Origin of the sequence: Calidifontimicrobium sp. SYSU G02091 (assembly GCF_022631395.1) — a bacterium.
Classification (GTDB): Bacteria; Pseudomonadota; Gammaproteobacteria; order Burkholderiales; family Burkholderiaceae_C; genus Calidifontimicrobium; species Calidifontimicrobium sediminis.
This window is the reverse complement of the sequence record NZ_JALBGB010000045.1, coordinates 1-17,124: the sequence shown is the minus strand read 5'-3', so window position 1 is coordinate 17,124 and position 17,124 is coordinate 1. Positions and strand designations below refer to the sequence as shown.

Below are 17,124 nucleotides of genomic sequence, written 5' to 3'. Positions count from 1 at the left end.
CGCCTCGGCCGGTGCGGCGCTCGCGCGGCGGGCCCGCCGCGCCGATGGCTCGGCCGGTGCCGCGGCCGCGGGCTCGGCGCGCGCATCGTCGGCGGGCGCGGGCGGCGGCGTGAAGTCGGGGTCGGTCGCGTTCATGGCTGTGGCGGTGACGTAGATTCGGACAGGGGGTCGTGGGACGTCGGGGGCGGCGACGACGCGTCTTCGGTGGCCGCCGCCGCTGCGTTCGGCGCCGCGTCGGCGGCCGGTGCGGCGGGCACGCCGTTCGCGGCCTCGGTGTCAGCGATGGCATCGGCGGCGGCCTCGCCGACTGCGACCGCGGAGGGCGCGTCGGCCGCCACGGCGGAATCGCCGTCGTCGCCGTGCTCGGCGACGTCGAGCAGCGACGGCTGCAACGGTGGCGCTTCGGCCACCGCCGCGGGGCTCGCGCCGTCGATGGCCGGCAGATCGGCCAGGCTCGCCAGGCCGAGATCGTCGAGGAACTGCCGCGTCGTGCCGTACAGCGCCGGGCGGCCCGGCGCGTCGCGGTGGCCGATGACTTCGATCCAGCCGCGGTCCTCGAGCTGCTTGACGATCTGGCTGCCCACCGTGACGCCGCGGATGTCTTCGATGTCGCCGCGCGTCACGGGCTGGCGGTACGCGATGATGGCCAGCGTCTCGAGCACCGCGCGCGAATAGCGCGGCGGCTTCTCGGGATGCAGGCGGTCGAGGAACTCGCGCATCTCGGGACGGCTCTGGAAGCGCCATCCCGACGCGAGCGTGACGAGCTCGACCCCGCGGCCGGCCCAGTCGCTGGCCAGTTCGTCGAGCAGGCTGCGCAGCGTGTCGGCGCCGACCTGGTCGTCGAACAGCTGGCGCAGTTCGCGCAGCGACAGCGGCTGCGCTGCGCACAACAGCGCAGTCTCGAGCACGCGCTTGGCGTCGTCGGTGTTCATCGGGATCGGTCGGCGGGCCGCTGGGCGGCCGGGCGCAGTGCGTACGTTCGGGTTGTCGCGGGTTTGCGGTCTGCGGGCGAACCACGCAGTCCGGCAAGGCACCGGTCGGGGTCTTCCTGCTCGAAGCCGGTCGCGCGGTGGAATCGCCACCGTCGGTGCGGCGCGCAGCGCGTTCGACCGCTCGTTGGCCGCTGCCGGCGGCACGCCGGCAGCGGGGATCGCCCGTCGTGCCGGCCACGTCGGACACGCGCGCCTGCCGCGCCACGTGTCCCGGGTCATTCGGAACCGGAACGCATTGTAGCCGCTGGCGCAGCGCCGACCACCTGCTGCCACGCGCGCGCGAGGTCGGCCGGCAGCGGCCGCTCGAACTGCAACCACGCGCCCGACACCGGGTGTGCAAAACCCAGGCGCGCCGCGTGCAGCGCCTGCCGCGCGACGCCGAGCGCCGGCGCCCCGCCGTACAGCGCGTCGGCCACCAGCGGATGGCCGCGGTGCGCCAGATGGACGCGGATCTGGTGGGTGCGCCCGGTGTGCAGCCGGCACCACACCGCGCTCACGCCCCGCGCATGCGCCACCGGCGTGACGTCGGTGCGCGCCGGCTTGCCGTGTGCGACGACGGCCATGCGCACACGCACGCGAGGGTCGCGGCCGATCGGGGCGTCGACCGTGAACGGCGCCGCGCCGACGTCGCCGTGCGCCAGCGCCTGGTACTCGCGCCGCACCTCGCGCGCGGCGATCGCGCGCACCAGCGCGGTCATCGCCGGCAGCGTCCGTGCCACCACCATCAGCCCCGAGGTGTCCTTGTCGAGCCGGTGCACGATGCCGGCGCGCGGCAGCGCGGCCGCACCGGCGTCGCGCGCCAGCAGGCCATTGACCAGCGTACCCGACCAGTTCCCGGGCGCGGGGTGCACGACCAGCCCGGCGGGCTTGTCGATCACGAGCACGTCGTCATCCTCGTGCACGACGACGAGCGCCATCGGCTGCGGGCGGAACGCGCGCGCCTGCGCGGTGGGCACCAGCTCGACCGCAAGGCGCTGGCCGGCGCGCACCGTGCGCGAGGCCACGGTCGCCACCTCGCCGTCGACGCGCACGTGGCCGCGCTCGATCAAGCCCTGCAGATGGCTGCGCGAGAACTCGGGGGCCAGCGCGACGAGCGCCTTGTCCAGCCGCAGACCATGCAGCGCGGCGTCGACCGCGCGCTCGCGCAGCTCGACGGCGCCTTCGCCGCCACCGGCGGCGTCACCCGCCTCGTCGTCGTCCCAGTCGGGCTCGTCGCCATGGGACTGACGCGGGGTCTCGATGGATCGGGCCATTACACTGCGCGCTGGTTGGAACGGAGCGCGCGTCGGACGTGCCGGCGCCCACGATGAACATGATCCGAAGCCGCGGCCCCTGGGCCGCATCGAAGACGATCGCCGCGCTGGGTCTGGCGGCGCTGCTGGCCGCCTGCGGCAGCACGCCCAAGGTCGACGACAACCGGACGGCCGAGGCATTGTATGCAGAGGCCCGCGACGACCTCGCCTCGGGCAACTACGAGCGCGCGATCGCGACGCTCGAGCGCGTCGAGGGCCGCGCCGCCGGCACGCTGCTCGCGCAGCAGGCGCAGCTCGAACTGGCCTACGCGCGCTGGAAGAGCGGCGAGCGCGAACAGGCGCTGGCCGGTCTGGACCGCTTCATCCGGCTGCACCCGTCGAGCCCGGCGATCGATTACGCGATGTACCTGCGCGGGCTCGTGAACTTCGTCGACAACCTGGGCTTCTTCGGCAACCTGTCGGGGCAGGAGCTGTCGGAGCGCGACCAGCAGGCCTCGCGCGAGGCCTACCAGTCGTTCAAGCAGCTCGTCGACATGTACCCGCAGTCGAAGTACGCCGACGACGCGCGCGTGCGCATGGACTACATCGTCAACGCGCTGGCCGAGTACGAGGTCCACGTCGCGCGCTACTACTACCGGCGCGGGGCCTACGTGGCGGCGGCCAACCGCGCGCAGTACGCGCTGCAGGAGTACCGCCAGGCGCCGGCCGCCGAGGAGGCGCTGTACCTGCTCGCGCGCAGCTACGACCGGCTCGGCCTCGCGACGCTGCGCGACGACGTCGAGCGCGTGCTCAAGCTCAACTTCCCCGACAGCCGATTCCTGCGCGGCGGCGAGCTCGTCGAACGCGAGCGCCCCTGGTGGCGACTGTGGTGAGCTGAGCTCGCGCGTCAGCCGCCGTCGCGTTCGGCGGCCAGCTGCGTCAGCCAGTCCATCGCCTGCGCCTCGTCGCGCAGCAGCGGCATCGGCGGCAGCGCCGCGCGCAGCCGCGCGCCGTAGCCCATCTGCGTCAGCCGCGGGTCGCACACGACGAGCAGGCCGCGGTCGGTCTCGGTGCGGATCAGCCGCCCGGCGCCCTGCTTCAGCGACACCGCGGCCTCGGCGACGAAGTACTCGTTGAACGCCGAGCGCCCGGCGCGTTCGATCTGCCGCGCGCGCGCCTCGACGAGCGGGTCGTTCGGCGGCGGGAACGGCAGCTTGTCGATCACGACGCACTGCAGCGCGTCGCCCGGCACGTCGATGCCTTCCCAGAAGCTCTGCGAGCCGACGAGCACGCCCTGCGGCCGCGCGACGAAGCGCTGCAGCAGCGCGCGCTTGGGCTCGTCGCCCTGCACGAGCACGTCGAGCCCGCTGTCGGCGAGGTGTTCGCGCAGCGCCTGCGCCACCACGTCGAGCGCGCGCAGCGTCGTCGTCAGCACGAAGGTGCGCCCGCCGAGCACCTGCGCGCAGCGGCGCGCGACCTCGGCGACCGCCAGCGCGTGCGCGGCGTCGCCGGGCCGGGGCAGCCGCGGCGGCACCCACAGCCGCGCGTGCGCCGCGTAGTCGAACGGGCTGCCGAGCTTGAGCGTCGTCGCGTCGTCGAGGCCCGCGGGACCGGTGAACCACGACAGGCACTCGTCGTCGCCGAGCGTGGCCGACGTGAAGATCCAGGCCTTCGGTGCGCCCGCGCGCTGCGCGACCATCGTCGCGCGGATGTCGAGCGCCGACTCGACCAGGCGCACGTGCAGCGAGGTCAGGTCGACCCAGCGCACGCGGTCATCGGGGGCGGCGCCGGCGAACTGGCGCGCCAGCCGCGCCAGGCCGAGCGCGCGCTGCTGCAGGCGCGGGAAGTCGGGGGCCAGTTCGCTCACTGTGTCCAGCGCTGCGGCAGCGCCGTCGGCGGCCGCCGCGAGCGCGGCCAGTGCCTCTGCGAAACCCTGCCGGGCGACGACGTCGCTCCAGGGCCGCCTCGCGGACCCGCGCACGGCCCCGCCGGCCGACAGCCGCAGCTCGCGCGCGGCACGGTCGCAGGCGGCCGCGAGGTCGGGCCACGGCTGCAGCCCGCGCGCCCACTGCAGCCCCGCGGCGAGCAGGTCGCGCGCGAAGTCGACGACCGCGGCGCTGGCCAGCGTCGTGCCGAGGAACTGCACGCCGGCCTCGACGAGCTGGTGCGCCTCGTCGAAGACGGCGGCGTCGACGGTGGGCAGCAGCTCGGCGACGCCGCTGTCGCGCAGCGCGAGGTCGGCGAAGAACAGGTGGTGGTTGACGACGACGATGTCGGCGGCCATCGCGTCGCGGCGCGCCGCCATCACGTGGCAGTCGCGCCACTGCGGGCAGTCGCTGCCCAGGCAGTTGTCGCGTGTCGATGTGACGAGCGGAATGACCGGCGAGCGCTCGTCGAGTCCGGTGAGTTCGGCCAGGTCGCCGCTGTGCGTCGTCGTCGCCCACTGCTCGACGCGCGCCAGCGCGCGCACCGCCAGGCGGTCGGGCAGCTGCGCCGACTGCCGCGCCTGCTGCAGCCGGTGCAGGCACAGGTAGCTCGCGCGGCCCTTGAGCAGCGCCAGCCGCACCGGCACGTGCAGCGCCTGCGCGAGCCGCGGCAAGTCGCGCAGGTAGAGCTGGTCCTGCAGACTCTTGGTGGCCGTGCTGACGAGCGCGCGCCGCCCGGACAGCAGCAGCGGCACGAGGTACGCGAACGTCTTGCCGACGCCGGTGCCGGCCTCGACGACGAGCGCCGAGCGCGTCTCGATCGCGCGTGCGACGGCGCGCGCGAAGATCTGCTGCACCTCGCGCTCGACGTAGCCGGCGTCGGCGCGCGCCAGCGGACCGCCGGCCGCGAACGCCGCGTCGACCGCTGGCTCCAGTTCGTCGGTGACCGTGTCCCCGTGCACCGGCATCAGGCCCCACGGCCCCGGCGCAGTCGAAACCCCGGGCGCCACGCGATCGCGTCGAGCGGCCGCCGCGTAGGCGGCTTGGCCGGTTCGCTGGCGGCGCCCCCCCGGGGGGCCGAGCGGCGACATGCGACCTTCCCTGCGGACGGACGCACGCCCGCGAAGGCCTGCCGGCATGCCAGCCGGCAGGCCGCAGCCGCTGCAGGGGGGAGCCCGTTCACGCCGGCTCGGGCGGCTCGAGCTGCGCCTCGAGCCGCGCGATCTGGTCGCGCAGCAGCAGACGCCGCTTCTTCAGCCGCCGCAACGCCAAGTCGTCGCCCGGGCGGTCCAGCGCCGCACGGTCGATCAGGTCGTCGAGATCGGCATGCTCGATGCGCAGCTCGATCAGCCGGCGCTGGGGCGAATGCAGGTTCTCGTCGTTCATCACGAAGCGCCGCGCAGTGTAGCTTTCGCACGCAGGCGCTGCCGTATAGTCGGCGCGCCATGTCGAAAGCGCCTTCCGCTTACCGCCTCTCGGCGGCCACCGCGCTGCACCGCGGAGACCGCCTGTACCAGCAGGACCAGGTGCAGATCCTCGTGCACGACAAGGTCCCGGGCTGCACGCTGGCCATCGTGGCCGACGGCATGGGCGGCAAGAGCGGCGGACGCAAGGCCGCCGACCAGGTCATCCTGACGGCGCGCCAGCTGTTCGAGCGCTTCACGCCCAAGGACGACGACCCGGCCGAGCTGCTGCGCCAGCTCGTGCTCGAGGCGCACCTGATGATCAAGCTCACCGCGATCACCGCCGAGGAGGAGCCGCACAGCACCGTCGCCGCGTTCCTGATCACGCCGGGGCTGCGCTGCGACGTGGTCCACGCCGGCGACTCGCGCGTGTACCACTTTCGCGGCGCGGCGATGATCGGCCGCACCAGCGACCACTCCTACGTGCAGCGCCTGCTCGACGAGGGCACGCTCAGCGAGGAGGAGGCCAACACGCACCCGCAGTCGAACCTGCTGACCGGCTGCCTGGGCACGCAGCAGGAACCGCCGATCACGCTGGCGCGCATCGACCAGCTGGCGATCGGCGACACGCTGTTGGCCTGCAGCGACGGCCTGTGGCATTACTTCACGCCGGCCGAGTTCGGCGACGTCGTGCACTCGCTGCCGCCGCGCGAGGCGAGCGAGCTGCTGGTCGAGAAGGCGCGCCAGCGCGCGCGCGGCGCCGGCGACAACCTGTCGCTGGCGATGATCAAGGTCGAGGCCCTGGACCGGCCCAAGCCGGCGCCGGCGCGCTGAGCGAGCGCCGGCGGCGCTCAGGTCAGCCGCGTGTCGACCTCGCGTCGACCCTGGGCCAGATACTCGGCCGACTGCATCTCGTGCAGCCGCGAGACGGTGCGCGGGAACTCGTGCGCCAGCGGTCCCTCGAGGTAGAGCTGCTCGGGCGGCACCTGCGCCGAGACGATCAGGCGCACGCGGCGGTCGTACAGCACGTCGACGAGCCAGGTGAAGCGCCGTGCCTCGCTGGCCAGCCGCGGGGGCATCTGCGGCACGCCCGACAGCAGCACGGTGTGGAAGCGCGAGGCGATTTCGAGGTAGTCGTTCTGCGAGCGCGGACCGCCGCACAGCGTCGCGAAGTCGAACCACACGACGCCGCCGGCACGCCGGCGCGCGTGCAGCACACGGTGCTCGATGTGAAGCTCGGGGTCCTCGTCGCGCGCCTCGGCGAGCTGCTCGAACGCGGCCTCGAGCGCCGCGTCGGCCTCGGGGCCCAGCGGCGTGTGGTAGGTCTGCAGACGTTCGAGCGTGCGGCGGCGGTAGTCGGTGCCGCCGTCGACGTCGACGACCTCGAGCTTGTCCTTCAGCAGCTCGATCGCCGGCAGGATGCGGTCGCGGTGCAGCCCGTGGGGGTACAGCGCGTCGGGGTGGAAGTTCGACGTCGTCACGATGCTCACGCGCTGGTCGAACAGCGCCTTGAGCAGGCGGTGCAGGATCATCGCGTCGGTGACGTCGGCGACGTGGAACTCGTCGAAACAGATCAGCCGGAAGCGGCGCGCGATGCGGCGGCCGAGCTCGTCGAGGGGGTTGGCGGTGCCCTTGAGCTCCTGCAGCTCGCGGTGCACCTCGCGCATGAACTCGTGGAAGTGCAGCCGCGTCTTGCGCTTGAGCGGCACGGACTGGAAGAAGCAGTCCATCAGGAAGCTCTTGCCGCGCCCGACGCCGCCGTGCATGTACACGCCGCGCGGGATCGGCGGCTTGACGAACATGCGCTGCAGCGCCGTGCGCCGGCGCGCCAGGTACGCGAGCCACTCGTTCTCGCAACGTTCGAGCGCGTCGACGGCGCGCAGCTGCGCCGGGTCGGGCAGGAACCCGCGCTCGCGCAGCGCGTTCAGGTAGACCTGCCGGACGCCCACCGCGCGCGGCCGCTCAGAAATTCAGCGCGCGCTTGTCGACCGCGAGCGCGGCTTCCTTCGTCGCCTCCGACAGCGACGGGTGCGCATGGCAGATGCGTGCGATGTCTTCGCTGCTGGCGCGGAACTCCATCGCGACGACCGCCTCGACGATCAGCTCGCTGGCCATCGGGCCGACGATGTGCACGCCGAGGATCTCGTCGGTGGCGGCGTCGGCGAGGACCTTGACCATCCCGGTCGTGTCGCCGAGCGCGCGCGCGCGCCCGTTGGCCGCGAACGGGAACGTGCCGGCCCTGTACGCGCGGCCGGCCGCCTTGAGCTGCTGCTCGGTCTGGCCGACCCACGCGATCTCGGGGCTGGTGTAGATGACCCACGGAATCGTGTTGAAGTCGACGTGGGGGTGCTGGCCGGCGATGCGCTCGGCCACCGCCGCGCCCTCCTCCTCGGCCTTGTGCGCGAGCATCGGACCGCGCACGACGTCGCCCACCGCCCACACGCCGGGCAGGTTCGTGCGGCACTCGGCATCGACGACGATCGCGCCGCGCTCGTCGAGCTGGAGCCCGACCGCCTCGGCGTTGAGGCCCGTCGTGTTCGGCACGCGGCCGATCGAGACGATCAGCCGCTCGACCTCGAGCGTCTGCGCCGCGCCCTTGGCGTCGGTGTAGGCGACCGTGACGCCCTTCTTGCCCGCCTGGATCTCGCCGACCTTGACACCGAGCTCGATCTTCAGGCCCTGCTTCGTGAACGCCTTGTGCGCCTCCTTCGCGATCTGCTCGTCGACGGCACCGAGGAAGGTCGGCAGCGCTTCGAGCACCGTCACCTGCGCGCCGAGGCGGCGCCACACCGAGCCCATCTCGAGCCCGATCACGCCCGAGCCGATCAGGCCCAGCGTCTTCGGCACCGCCGGGATGCGCAGCGCGCCGTCGTTGCTGAGGATGCGCTCCTCGTCGAAAGCGACGCCCGGCAGTGCCCGCGGGTTCGAGCCGGTGGCGACGATGACCTGCTTGCCCACCAGCGTCTCGTCCTGCGCGCCGCGGACCTGGATCTCCCAGCCGCCGTCGACGGCCTTCACGAACGAGCCGCGGCCGTGGAAGAAGCTGACCTTGTTCTTCTTGAACAGGTACAGGATGCCGTCGTTGTTCTGCTTCACGACGGTGTCCTTGCGCGCGAGCATCTTCGCGACGTCGATGCGCAGGTTGTCCAGGCCGATGCCGTGGGCCGCGAAGTGGTGGCCGGCGTGCTCGAAGTACTCGCTGCTTTGCAGCAGCGCCTTGCTCGGGATGCAGCCGACGTTGGTGCAGGTGCCGCCGGGGGCCGGGCCGCCGGCGGCGTTCTTCCACTCGTCGATGCAGGCCGTGTTGAAGCCGAGCTGGGCGGCGCGGATCGCGGCGATGTAGCCGCCGGGGCCGCCGCCGATCACGATGACGTCGAAGGTCTTGGACATGGGTGGTCAGGAGTGGGCGGATCAGGCCTCGGGGGGCACGAAGATCCACAGCAGCAGGTAGAGGACGACGCCGGTGCCACCGGCCATCGCCAGCAGCGCGAACAGCAGGCGCCAGATCCACGAATCGACGCCGGTGGCGATCGCCAGCCCGCCGGACACGCCGCCGAGCCACTTGTCGGTGCGGTTGCGGCGCAGCGCATTGAAGGCCTGCACTGCGGGCGGCGGTGGCGGCGGCGACGGGGGCGCGTCGAGCAGGCGCGCCTTCGCGCGCGCGAACTCGTCGTCGCTGAGCGCGCCGCTGGCGTGCAGCTGCTCGAGCTTGACGAGTTCGTCGGCGAGGCTCATGCGAGGCGTCGGACGCGGGGCGTGACGATCAGATGTCGAACAGCAGGCGCGCCGGGTCCTCCAGCGCCTCCTTCATCGCCACCAGACCGAGCACGGCCTCGCGGCCGTCGATGATGCGGTGGTCGTACGACATCGCGAGGTAGTTGATCGGGCGGATCACGATCTGCCCGTTCTCGACCACCGGCCGCTCCTTCGTCGCGTGCACGCCGAGGATCGCGCTTTGCGGCGGATTGATGATCGGCGTGCTGAGCATGCTGCCGAACACGCCGCCGTTGCTGATCGAGAACGTGCCGCCGGTCAGTTCCTCGATGCCGAGCTTGCCGTCCTTGGCCTTGACGCCGAACTCGGCGATCTTCTTCTCGATCTCGGCGAACGTCATCTGGTCGGCGTTGCGCAGGATCGGCACCACCAGCCCGCGCGGGCTGCCCACCGCGATGCCGATGTCGAAGTAGCCGTGATAGACGATGTCGGTGCCGTCGACCGACGCGTTGAGGATCGGGTACTTCTTCAGCGCGTGCACCGCGGCCTTGACGAAGAAGCTCATGAAACCGAGCTTGACGCCGTGCTCCTTCTCGAACTTCTCCTGAAAGCGCTTGCGCATCTCCATCACCGGGGCCATGTTGACCTCGTTGAAGGTGGTCAGGATCGCGTTGGTGGCCTGCGACTGCAGCAGGCGCTCGGCCACGCGCGCGCGCAGGCGCGTCATCGGCACGCGCTGTTCGGGGCGGTCGCCGAGGTTGAGCTTGACCGGTGCGGCCACCGGCGGCAGCGGCTTGGCCACGGCCGGCGCCACCGGCGCGGCCGCGGGCGCCGGCGCGGCCGGCTTGGCCGGTGCGGCCAGCGCACCGAGGACGTCGCCCTTGGTCACGCGGCCATCCTTGCCGGTGCCGGGCACCGAGCCCGGTGCGAGGCCGTGGTCGGCCATCAGCTTGGCGGCTGCGGGCATCGCGACGCCGGTCCTGGCGCCGGCCGCGGCGACCGGCGCGGGCGCCGGGGCGGGCGAAGGGGCGGGCGAAGGCGCCACCGCCGCGGCAGGCGCGGGCGCCGGCGCCGCGACGCCGGCGACGGCCTCGGTGTCGATGCGCGCGATCACCTGGTCACTGACGACGGTGCCGCCGTCGCCGACGACGACCTCGGCCAGCACGCCGGCGGCCGGCGCGGGCACTTCGAGCACGACCTTGTCGGTCTCGATCTCGATGAGGATCTCGTCCATCGCCACGGCCTCGCCGGGCTTCTTCTTCCACTGCAGCAGCGTGGCCTCGGCCACCGATTCCGACAGTTGCGGAACCTTCACTTCAACGATTGCCATGTTCGTCTTTCTGGGTGTGACGCGCGCCCGTCAAGCGGCCGCCGCGGAGCCGGCTTCGCCGGCCCGCCGGCGGCGCCCCCCAGGACCCGAAGGTCCCCTTCGTGACCTGGGGGAGCGCCGAAGGCGCTTCGGGGGTGGTCTTACTTCGTCAGCACGAAGCCCTTGATCTTGCCGAAGGCCTGGTCGAGCAGCGCCTTCTGTTGCTCCTGGTGCAGGTGCGCGTAGCCGACCGCCGGCGACGCCGATGCGGGCCGCCCGGCGTAGCCGAGCTTCTGGCCGTCGAGCATGTTCTCGTGGATGTAGTGCTGCACGAAGAACCACGCGCCCTGGTTCTGCGGCTCGTCCTGGCACCAGATGACCTCGGTGGCGTTCGGGTACTTCTTCATCTCGGTCGCGAACGCCTTGTGCGGGAACGGGTACAGCTGCGCAACGCGCAGGATCGCGACGTCGTCGGCGCCCTTTTCGGCGCGCTTGCGCGCGAGGTCAAAGTACACCTTGCCCGAGCAGACGATCACCCGCTTGACCTTGGCCGCCACGATGCCGGCGTCGACCTCGGGCATCACGGTGCGGAACTCGCCCTTGGCGAACTCGGACAGCGGCGAGGTCGCGTCTTTCGCGCGCAGCAGCGACTTGGGCGTGAAGATGATCAGCGGCTTGCGGAACTGGCGCACCATCTGCCGGCGCAGCAGGTGGAAGATCTGTGACGCCGTCGTCGGCTGGCAGATCTGGATGTTGTTGTCCGCGGCCAGCTGCATGAAGCGCTCGAGGCGCGCCGAGCTGTGCTCGGGGCCCTGCCCCTCGTAGCCGTGCGGCAGCATCAGCACCAGGCCGTTGGCGCGGCCCCACTTGACCTCGCCGCTGGCGATGAACTGGTCGATGACGACCTGCGCACCGTTGGCGAAGTCACCGAACTGCGCCTCCCAGATCGTCAGCGTGTTCGGGTCGGCCGACGCGTAGCCGTACTCGAAGCCGAGCACCGCCTCTTCCGACAGGATCGAGTCGATGACGGTGAACGGGGCCTGGCCCTCGGCGACGTTCTGCAGCGGGATGTAGGTGCCCTCGTCCCACTTCTCGCGGTTCTGGTCGTGCAGCACGGCGTGACGGTGCACGAAGGTGCCGCGCCCGCTGTCCTCGCCCGACAGCCGCACCGCGTAGCCGCTGGCCACCAGCGACGCGAACGCCAGGTGCTCGCCCATGCCCCAGTCGACGTTGATCTCGCCGCGGCCCATCGCGGCGCGGTCGGCGAGTACCTTCTCGACCAGCGGGTGCAGCTTGAAGTTCGGCGGCACCGTCGTGATGCGCTCGGCCAGGCGCTTGAGCTCGGCGAGCGGCAGCGCGGTGTCGGCCGCATCGGTCCACTTCTTGCCGAGGAACGGCGTCCAGTCGACCGCGTACTTGCTCTTGAAGTTCGTCAACACCGGGTCGACGGTGTGGCGCCCGGCGTCCATCGCGGCGCGGTAGGCCTTGGCCATCTCGTCGGGGCCGTCGGGCGGCAGCACGCCCTGCAGCACGAGTTTGTCGCCGTACAGCTTGCGCGTGCCCGGATGCTTGGCGATCTTCTTGTACATCAGCGGCTGCGTCAGGCTCGGCGTGTCCTGCTCGTTGTGGCCGAGCTTGCGGAAGCACACGATGTCGACGACGACGTCCTTCTTGAACTGCTGGCGGTAGTCCATCGCCAGCTGCGTGCAGAACACCACCGCCTCGGGATCGTCGCCGTTGACGTGCAGCACCGGCGCCTCGATCATCTTGACGACGTCGGTGCAATACAGCGTCGAGCGGCTGTCGCGCGGGTCGCTCGTCGTGAAGCCGATCTGGTTGTTGATGACGATGTGCACCGTCCCGCCGGTGTAGTAGCCGCGCGTCTGCGCGAGCGCCAGCGTCTCCATCACGACGCCTTGGCCGGCGAACGCGGCGTCGCCGTGCACCAGCACCGGCAGCACGAGCTTGCCTTCCTTGTCGCCGCGGCGGTCCTGGCGTGCGCGCACCGAGCCCTCGACGACTGGGTTGACGATCTCGAGGTGCGACGGGTTGAACGCCAGGCTCAGGTGCACCGGTCCGCCGGGTGTCGAGACGTCGCTCGAGAAGCCCTGGTGGTACTTGACGTCGCCGGCCGGCAGGTTCTCGGGCGCGGTGTGCTCGAACTCGGCGAACAGGTCCTTGGGCATCTTGCCCAGCGTGTTGACGAGCACGTTCAGCCGGCCGCGGTGCGCCATGCCGATGACGATCTCCTGCACGCCCTGCTCGCCGGCACGCTGCACCAGCTCGTCCATCGCGGCGATGAAGCTCTCGCCGCCCTCGAGCGAGAAGCGCTTCTGGCCGACGTACTTCGTGTGCAGGTAGCGCTCGAGGCCCTCGGCGGCCGTCAGCCGCTCGAGGATGTGCTTCTTCTTGTCGGCGGTGAAGGTCGGCTTGCTGCGGCTGCTCTCCAGGCGCTCCTGCCACCAGCGCTTCTCGGCCGGGTCGGTGATGTGCATGAACTCGGCACCGACGGTGCCGCAGTACGTGTCACGCAGGGCCTGCACGATCTCGCGCAGCGTCATCTCCTCGGCCTTGGTGAAGTACGTGTTCGTCGCGCTGAACGCGAGGTCCATGTCGGCCTCGGTCAGGTCGTAGAACGCGGGCTCCAACTCGGGGATCTTCGGGCGCTCCTGGCGCTTGAGCGGGTCGAGGTCGGCCCAGCGGCTGCCGAGGAAGCGGTACGCGGCGATCAGGCTCTGGACGTGGACCTGCTTGCGCGCGATCGCCAGGTCGGCGCTCGACGTCTTGACGGCGAACGCGTTGGCCTTGGCCCGCTGCGCGAACGACTCGATGACGGGGGCGTGGGCGACGTCGCGCGCCTCGCTGCCGTCGACCGCCGGCACGTGCTGCAGATTGTCGAAATAGGCGCGCCAGTTGTCGGGCACGCTGCCGGGGTTGTCGAGGTAGGCCTCGTACAGCTCCTCGACGTAGGGGGCGTTGCCGCCGAACAGGTACGAGTTCGCCCTGAATTGTTCCATCATCGCTCGCTCACCTTTCGCCCCGGTTTCCAGGGCTCCGATGGGTTGTCAAACCTTCCGCGGCCCGGCTGCACCGGTTGGCGGATTGCGACCCGCCTTGCTGCTTGTCTCGCACCAGACCTGCGCCTGGACCAGCAAGGGGACGGGAAGGACCTCACATCACGGGCGCGACTGTACTCTCGTTTTCACCGCCCGTGCCGCGATTTGACGCCGCCAACCCTTCCGATTCGCTGACAAGCGCGGCGCCATGTGGCGTCCAATCCACGCCGTGGTGACTTCTCGCGTGATCCTGCTGCATCCGCTCGCACCGCCGAAGCCGCCGCCCGGCGCCGCGTGCAACGGCTGCGGCGTGTGCTGTGCGGCCGAGCCGTGCCCGCTGGGCATCGCGCTGACGCGCAGACGCCGCGGCGCCTGCGCCGCGCTGCGCTGGGACGACGCGCAGGCGCGCTACCGCTGCGGCGCGCTCGCCGACGCCGAAGCCACGCTGCGCGTGCCGCGCTGGGCCGCGCCGGCCGCGCGTGCGCTGGCCGCGCGCTGGATCGCCGCCGGCGCGGGCTGCGACAGCGACCTCGTGCCGCAGCCGTCGCGCTGAACGCGCGTCAGCGCAGCGCCAGCCGCGCGCGGGCGGCGTCGTATTCGCGCTTCAGGCGCGCGATCAGCTCGCGCGCCGGCACGACGGCGTGCACCGCGCCGATGCCCTGGCCGCAGCCCCAGATGTCCTTCCACGCCTTCGCGGCACCGCCGCTGGCGAAGTTCATCGTGCTGACGTCGCCCTCGGGCAGGTGGTCCGGGTCCATGCCGGCGGCGCGGATCGACGGCTTCAGGTAGTTGCCGTGCACGCCGGTGAACAGGCTCGAGTAGACGATGTCGTCGCTCGTGCAGTCGACGATGCACTGCTTGTACGCGTCGGAGGCGCGCGCCTCGTCGGTGGCGATGAAGGCCGAGCCGATGTAGGCGAAGTCGGCGCCCATCGCCTGCGCCGCCAGCACCGCGCCGCCGGTGGCGATCGCCCCCGACAGCGCCAGCGGGCCGTCGAACCACTCGCGGATCTCCTGCACCAGCGCGAACGGGCTCTTCGTGCCGGCATGGCCGCCGGCGCCGGCGGCCACGGCGATCAGCCCGTCGGCGCCCTTGTCGACGGCCTTGTGCGCGAACGTGTTGTTGATGACGTCGTGCAGCACGATGCCGCCCCAGGCGTGCACCGCGTCGTTGACGTCGGTGCGCGCGCCGAGGCTCGTGATCACGATCGGCACCTTGTACTTCGCGCACACCTGCATGTCGTGCTCGAGGCGGTCGTTGCTCTTGTGCACGATCTGGTTGATCGCGAACGGCGCGGCCGGGCGGTCCGGGTGGTCGCGGTTCCACGCCGCCAGGCCTTCCGTGATCTCGGCCAGCCACTCGTCGAGCTGCGACGCGGGCCGCGCGTTGAGCGCCGGCATCGAGCCGACGACGCCCGCGGTGCACTGCGCGATGACGAGCTTCGGGTTGCTGATGATGAACAGCGGCGCGCCGATGACCGGCAGCGTCAGGTTGGCGAACACGGCAGGCAGGGTCAATGCGGTCTCCCGGGGTGGATTCAGAAGGCGTCGAGCGCCATCGCCGTGACACCCTCGGCGCCTTCGACGATGCTGTCGCGCAGGCCCGGCACCTTGCTCAGGATGTGGTCGGCGTAGAAGCGCGCCGTCGTGACCTTGGCCTGCATGAACGCGGTGTCCTCGCCGGCCGCGAGCTTGCGCTCGGCCGCGAGCAGCGCGCGCGCCATCTGCCAGCCGGCCATCACGTTGCCGGCGAGCATCAGGTACGGCACCGAACCGGCGAACGCGGCGTTGGGGTTCGTCTTCGTGTTCGCGACGATGTAGTCGACGACCTCGACGAAGGCCGCGCGTGCCGCGGCCAGGCGCTTGCGCATTGCCGCCGCGGCCGCGCCGCCGTGCCGCGCGAGCTCGCCCTCGGTGGCTTCGATCTGCGCCGCGATCGCCTTGGCCGTCGCGCCGCCGTCGCGCGCCGTCTTGCGGCCGACGAGGTCGTTGGCCTGGATCGCCGTCGTGCCCTCGTAGATCGTCAGGATCTTGGCGTCGCGCAGGTACTGCGCCGCGCCCGTCTCCTCGATGAAGCCCATGCCGCCGTGCACCTGCACGCCGAGCGAGGCGACCTCGAGGCTCATCTCGGTGCTGTAGCCCTTCACGAGCGGCACCATGAACTCATAGAAGGCCTGGTTGCTCGCGCGCACGGCGGCGTCCGGGTGCGCGTGCGCGGCGTCGTAGGCGGCGGCCGCGACGGCCGCCATCGCGCGGCAGCCCTCGGTGTAGGCACGCATCGTCATCAGCATGCGCCGCACGTCGGGGTGATGGAGGATCGGCCCGGCCTTGGGCAGCGAGCCGTCGACCGGCCGGCCCTGCACGCGCTCGCGCGCGTAGGCCACCGCCTTCTGGTACGCGCGCTCGGCCAGCGCAATGCCCTGCACGCCGACCGCGTAGCGCGCGGCGTTCATCATGATGAACATGTACTCGAGGCCGCGGTTCTCCTGGCCGACGAGGTAGCCCACCGCGCCGCCATGGTCGCCGTACTGCAGCACCGCGGTCGGGCTGGCCTTGATGCCCAGCTTGTGCTCGATGCTGACGCAGTGCACGTCGTTGCGCGCGCCGAGGCTGCCGTCGGCGTTGACGAGGAACTTGGGCACGATGAACAGGCTGATGCCCTTGACGCCCTCGGGCGCGCCGGTGACGCGCGCGAGCACGAGGTGGACGATGTTCTCGGCCATGTCGTGCTCGCCATACGTGATGAAGATCTTCGTGCCGAAGATCCGGTAGGTGCCGTCGGGCTGCGGCTCGGCGCGTGTGCGCACCGCGGCGAGGTCGCTGCCGGCCTGCGGCTCGGTCAGGTTCATCGTGCCGGTCCAGCGGCCTTCGATCATCGGCGGGATGTACGTGGCCTTCTGGGTGTCGCTGCCGGCGGTCAGCAGCGCCTCGATCGCGCCGTCGGTCAGCAGCGGGCACAGCGCGAAGCTGAGATTGGCGCTGTTGAGCATCTCGCCGCAGGCCGCACCGATCGTCTTCGGCAGCCCCTGCCCGCCGAATTCGACCGGGTGCTGCAGACCCTGCCAGCCGCCTTCGACGAACTGGCGGAACGCCTCCTTGAAGCCGGGTGTGGTCGTCACCACGCCGTCCTTCCACGACGACGGGTTGCGGTCCCCCTCCCAGTTCAGCGGCGCGATGACGCCTTCGTTGAGCTTGGCGCACTCCTCGAGCACGGCCTGCGCCGTCTCGGCGGTGGCCTCCTCGAAACCGGGCAGCTGCGCGACTTGTGCGAGTCCGGCCAGTTCGGTCATCGCGAACAGCATGTCCTTTACGGGGGCGCGGTAAGTCATGGGGCACTCCGGATGGACGGCGGGGGCGCCACCGGCGCCCCCGCCGCGGGGTGGATGGGGGTCAGAGCTTTTCGACCAGCTCCGGCACGGCGGTGAACAGGTCGGCCTCGAGGCCGTAGTCGGCCACCGCGAAGATCGGCGCCTCGGGGTCCTTGTTGATCGCCA

At 71.6% G+C, this 17,124-nt stretch carries 14 protein-coding genes and 1 pseudogene; 3 read left to right on the top strand and 12 right to left on the bottom strand.

What is annotated here, in order from left to right:
* Window positions 1-131: 131 nt before the first annotated feature.
* Together scpB and MOJ79_RS17790 are read right to left on the bottom strand one after the other, a co-directional pair.
* Window positions 132-932 carry an SMC-Scp complex subunit ScpB gene (gene scpB / locus MOJ79_RS17795; protein WP_241925356.1) on the bottom strand — a complete coding sequence of 267 codons (801 nt, stop codon included), beginning with the start codon at window positions 930-932 and terminating at the stop codon, window positions 132-134.
* Window positions 933-1,207: 275 nt separating this feature from the next.
* On the bottom strand, window positions 1,208-2,245 hold the full coding sequence (locus MOJ79_RS17790; RefSeq protein ID WP_241925355.1) for an RluA family pseudouridine synthase: 1,038 nt from the start codon (window positions 2,243-2,245) through the stop codon (window positions 1,208-1,210).
* Between the two features lie 59 nt (window positions 2,246-2,304).
* On the opposite strand from MOJ79_RS17790, the gene MOJ79_RS17785 reads away from it, so the two are divergent.
* A complete protein-coding gene (locus MOJ79_RS17785) occupies window positions 2,305-3,117 on the top strand; it encodes an outer membrane protein assembly factor BamD (protein WP_241925357.1) in 813 nt (270 codons plus the stop codon).
* Between the two features lie 14 nt (window positions 3,118-3,131).
* Here the strand turns inward: MOJ79_RS17785 and MOJ79_RS17780 are convergent, their stop codons facing one another.
* Entirely contained in the window at window positions 3,132-5,117 is a 1,986-nt protein-coding gene (locus tag MOJ79_RS17780; protein ID WP_241925354.1) for an ATP-dependent DNA helicase, read from the bottom strand.
* A 211-nt stretch (window positions 5,118-5,328) separates the two neighbouring features.
* On the bottom strand, window positions 5,329-5,535 hold the full coding sequence (locus tag MOJ79_RS17775) for a YdcH family protein (protein ID WP_119287077.1): 207 nt from the start codon (window positions 5,533-5,535) through the stop codon (window positions 5,329-5,331).
* Window positions 5,536-5,594: 59 nt separating this feature from the next.
* Between MOJ79_RS17775 and MOJ79_RS17770 the strand changes: the two genes are divergently transcribed.
* The gene (locus tag MOJ79_RS17770) at window positions 5,595-6,386 is read left to right on the top strand and encodes a PP2C family protein-serine/threonine phosphatase (protein WP_119287074.1); all 792 of its coding nucleotides are present in this window, start codon (window positions 5,595-5,597) and stop codon (window positions 6,384-6,386) included.
* A 17-nt stretch (window positions 6,387-6,403) separates the two neighbouring features.
* On the opposite strand, the gene zapE is transcribed toward MOJ79_RS17770, so the two are convergent.
* From zapE to MOJ79_RS17745, 5 genes are all read right to left on the bottom strand, one after another.
* A complete protein-coding gene (zapE, locus tag MOJ79_RS17765; protein WP_241925353.1) occupies window positions 6,404-7,501 on the bottom strand; it encodes a cell division protein ZapE in 1,098 nt (365 codons plus the stop codon).
* Between the two features lie 13 nt (window positions 7,502-7,514).
* Complete coding sequence (lpdA, locus tag MOJ79_RS17760) at window positions 7,515-8,942, bottom strand: dihydrolipoyl dehydrogenase (RefSeq protein ID WP_241925352.1); 1,428 nt, start codon at window positions 8,940-8,942, stop codon at window positions 7,515-7,517.
* A 21-nt stretch (window positions 8,943-8,963) separates the two neighbouring features.
* Window positions 8,964-9,287 carry a PspC domain-containing protein gene (locus MOJ79_RS17755; RefSeq protein ID WP_241925351.1) on the bottom strand — a complete coding sequence of 108 codons (324 nt, stop codon included), beginning with the start codon at window positions 9,285-9,287 and terminating at the stop codon, window positions 8,964-8,966.
* A gap of 28 nt (window positions 9,288-9,315) precedes the next feature.
* Window positions 9,316-10,596 (bottom strand): 2-oxoglutarate dehydrogenase complex dihydrolipoyllysine-residue succinyltransferase, encoded by a 1,281-nt coding sequence (gene odhB / locus MOJ79_RS17750; protein WP_241925350.1) that lies wholly within the window; start codon window positions 10,594-10,596, stop codon window positions 9,316-9,318.
* 140 nt (window positions 10,597-10,736) lie between these two features.
* On the bottom strand, window positions 10,737-13,595 hold the full coding sequence (locus tag MOJ79_RS17745) for a 2-oxoglutarate dehydrogenase E1 component (protein ID WP_241925349.1): 2,859 nt from the start codon (window positions 13,593-13,595) through the stop codon (window positions 10,737-10,739).
* Between the two features lie 244 nt (window positions 13,596-13,839).
* Here MOJ79_RS17745 and MOJ79_RS17740 point away from each other — a divergent pair, with 244 nt between their 5' ends.
* The gene (locus MOJ79_RS17740; protein ID WP_241925348.1) at window positions 13,840-14,184 is read left to right on the top strand and encodes a hypothetical protein; all 345 of its coding nucleotides are present in this window, start codon (window positions 13,840-13,842) and stop codon (window positions 14,182-14,184) included.
* A 7-nt stretch (window positions 14,185-14,191) separates the two neighbouring features.
* Here the strand turns inward: MOJ79_RS17740 and MOJ79_RS17735 are convergent, their stop codons facing one another.
* From MOJ79_RS17735 to MOJ79_RS17725, 3 genes and pseudogenes are all read right to left on the bottom strand, one after another.
* On the bottom strand, window positions 14,192-15,148 hold the full coding sequence (locus MOJ79_RS17735; RefSeq protein WP_241925347.1) for an NAD(P)H-dependent flavin oxidoreductase: 957 nt from the start codon (window positions 15,146-15,148) through the stop codon (window positions 14,192-14,194).
* A 20-nt stretch (window positions 15,149-15,168) separates the two neighbouring features.
* Window positions 15,169-16,959, bottom strand: coding sequence for an acyl-CoA dehydrogenase (locus MOJ79_RS17730; protein WP_241925346.1), 1,791 nt, complete (start codon window positions 16,957-16,959; stop codon window positions 15,169-15,171).
* Between the two features lie 61 nt (window positions 16,960-17,020).
* Window positions 17,021-17,124 (bottom strand): annotated as a pseudogene (locus MOJ79_RS17725) (electron transfer flavoprotein subunit alpha/FixB family protein); the annotation flags it as partial.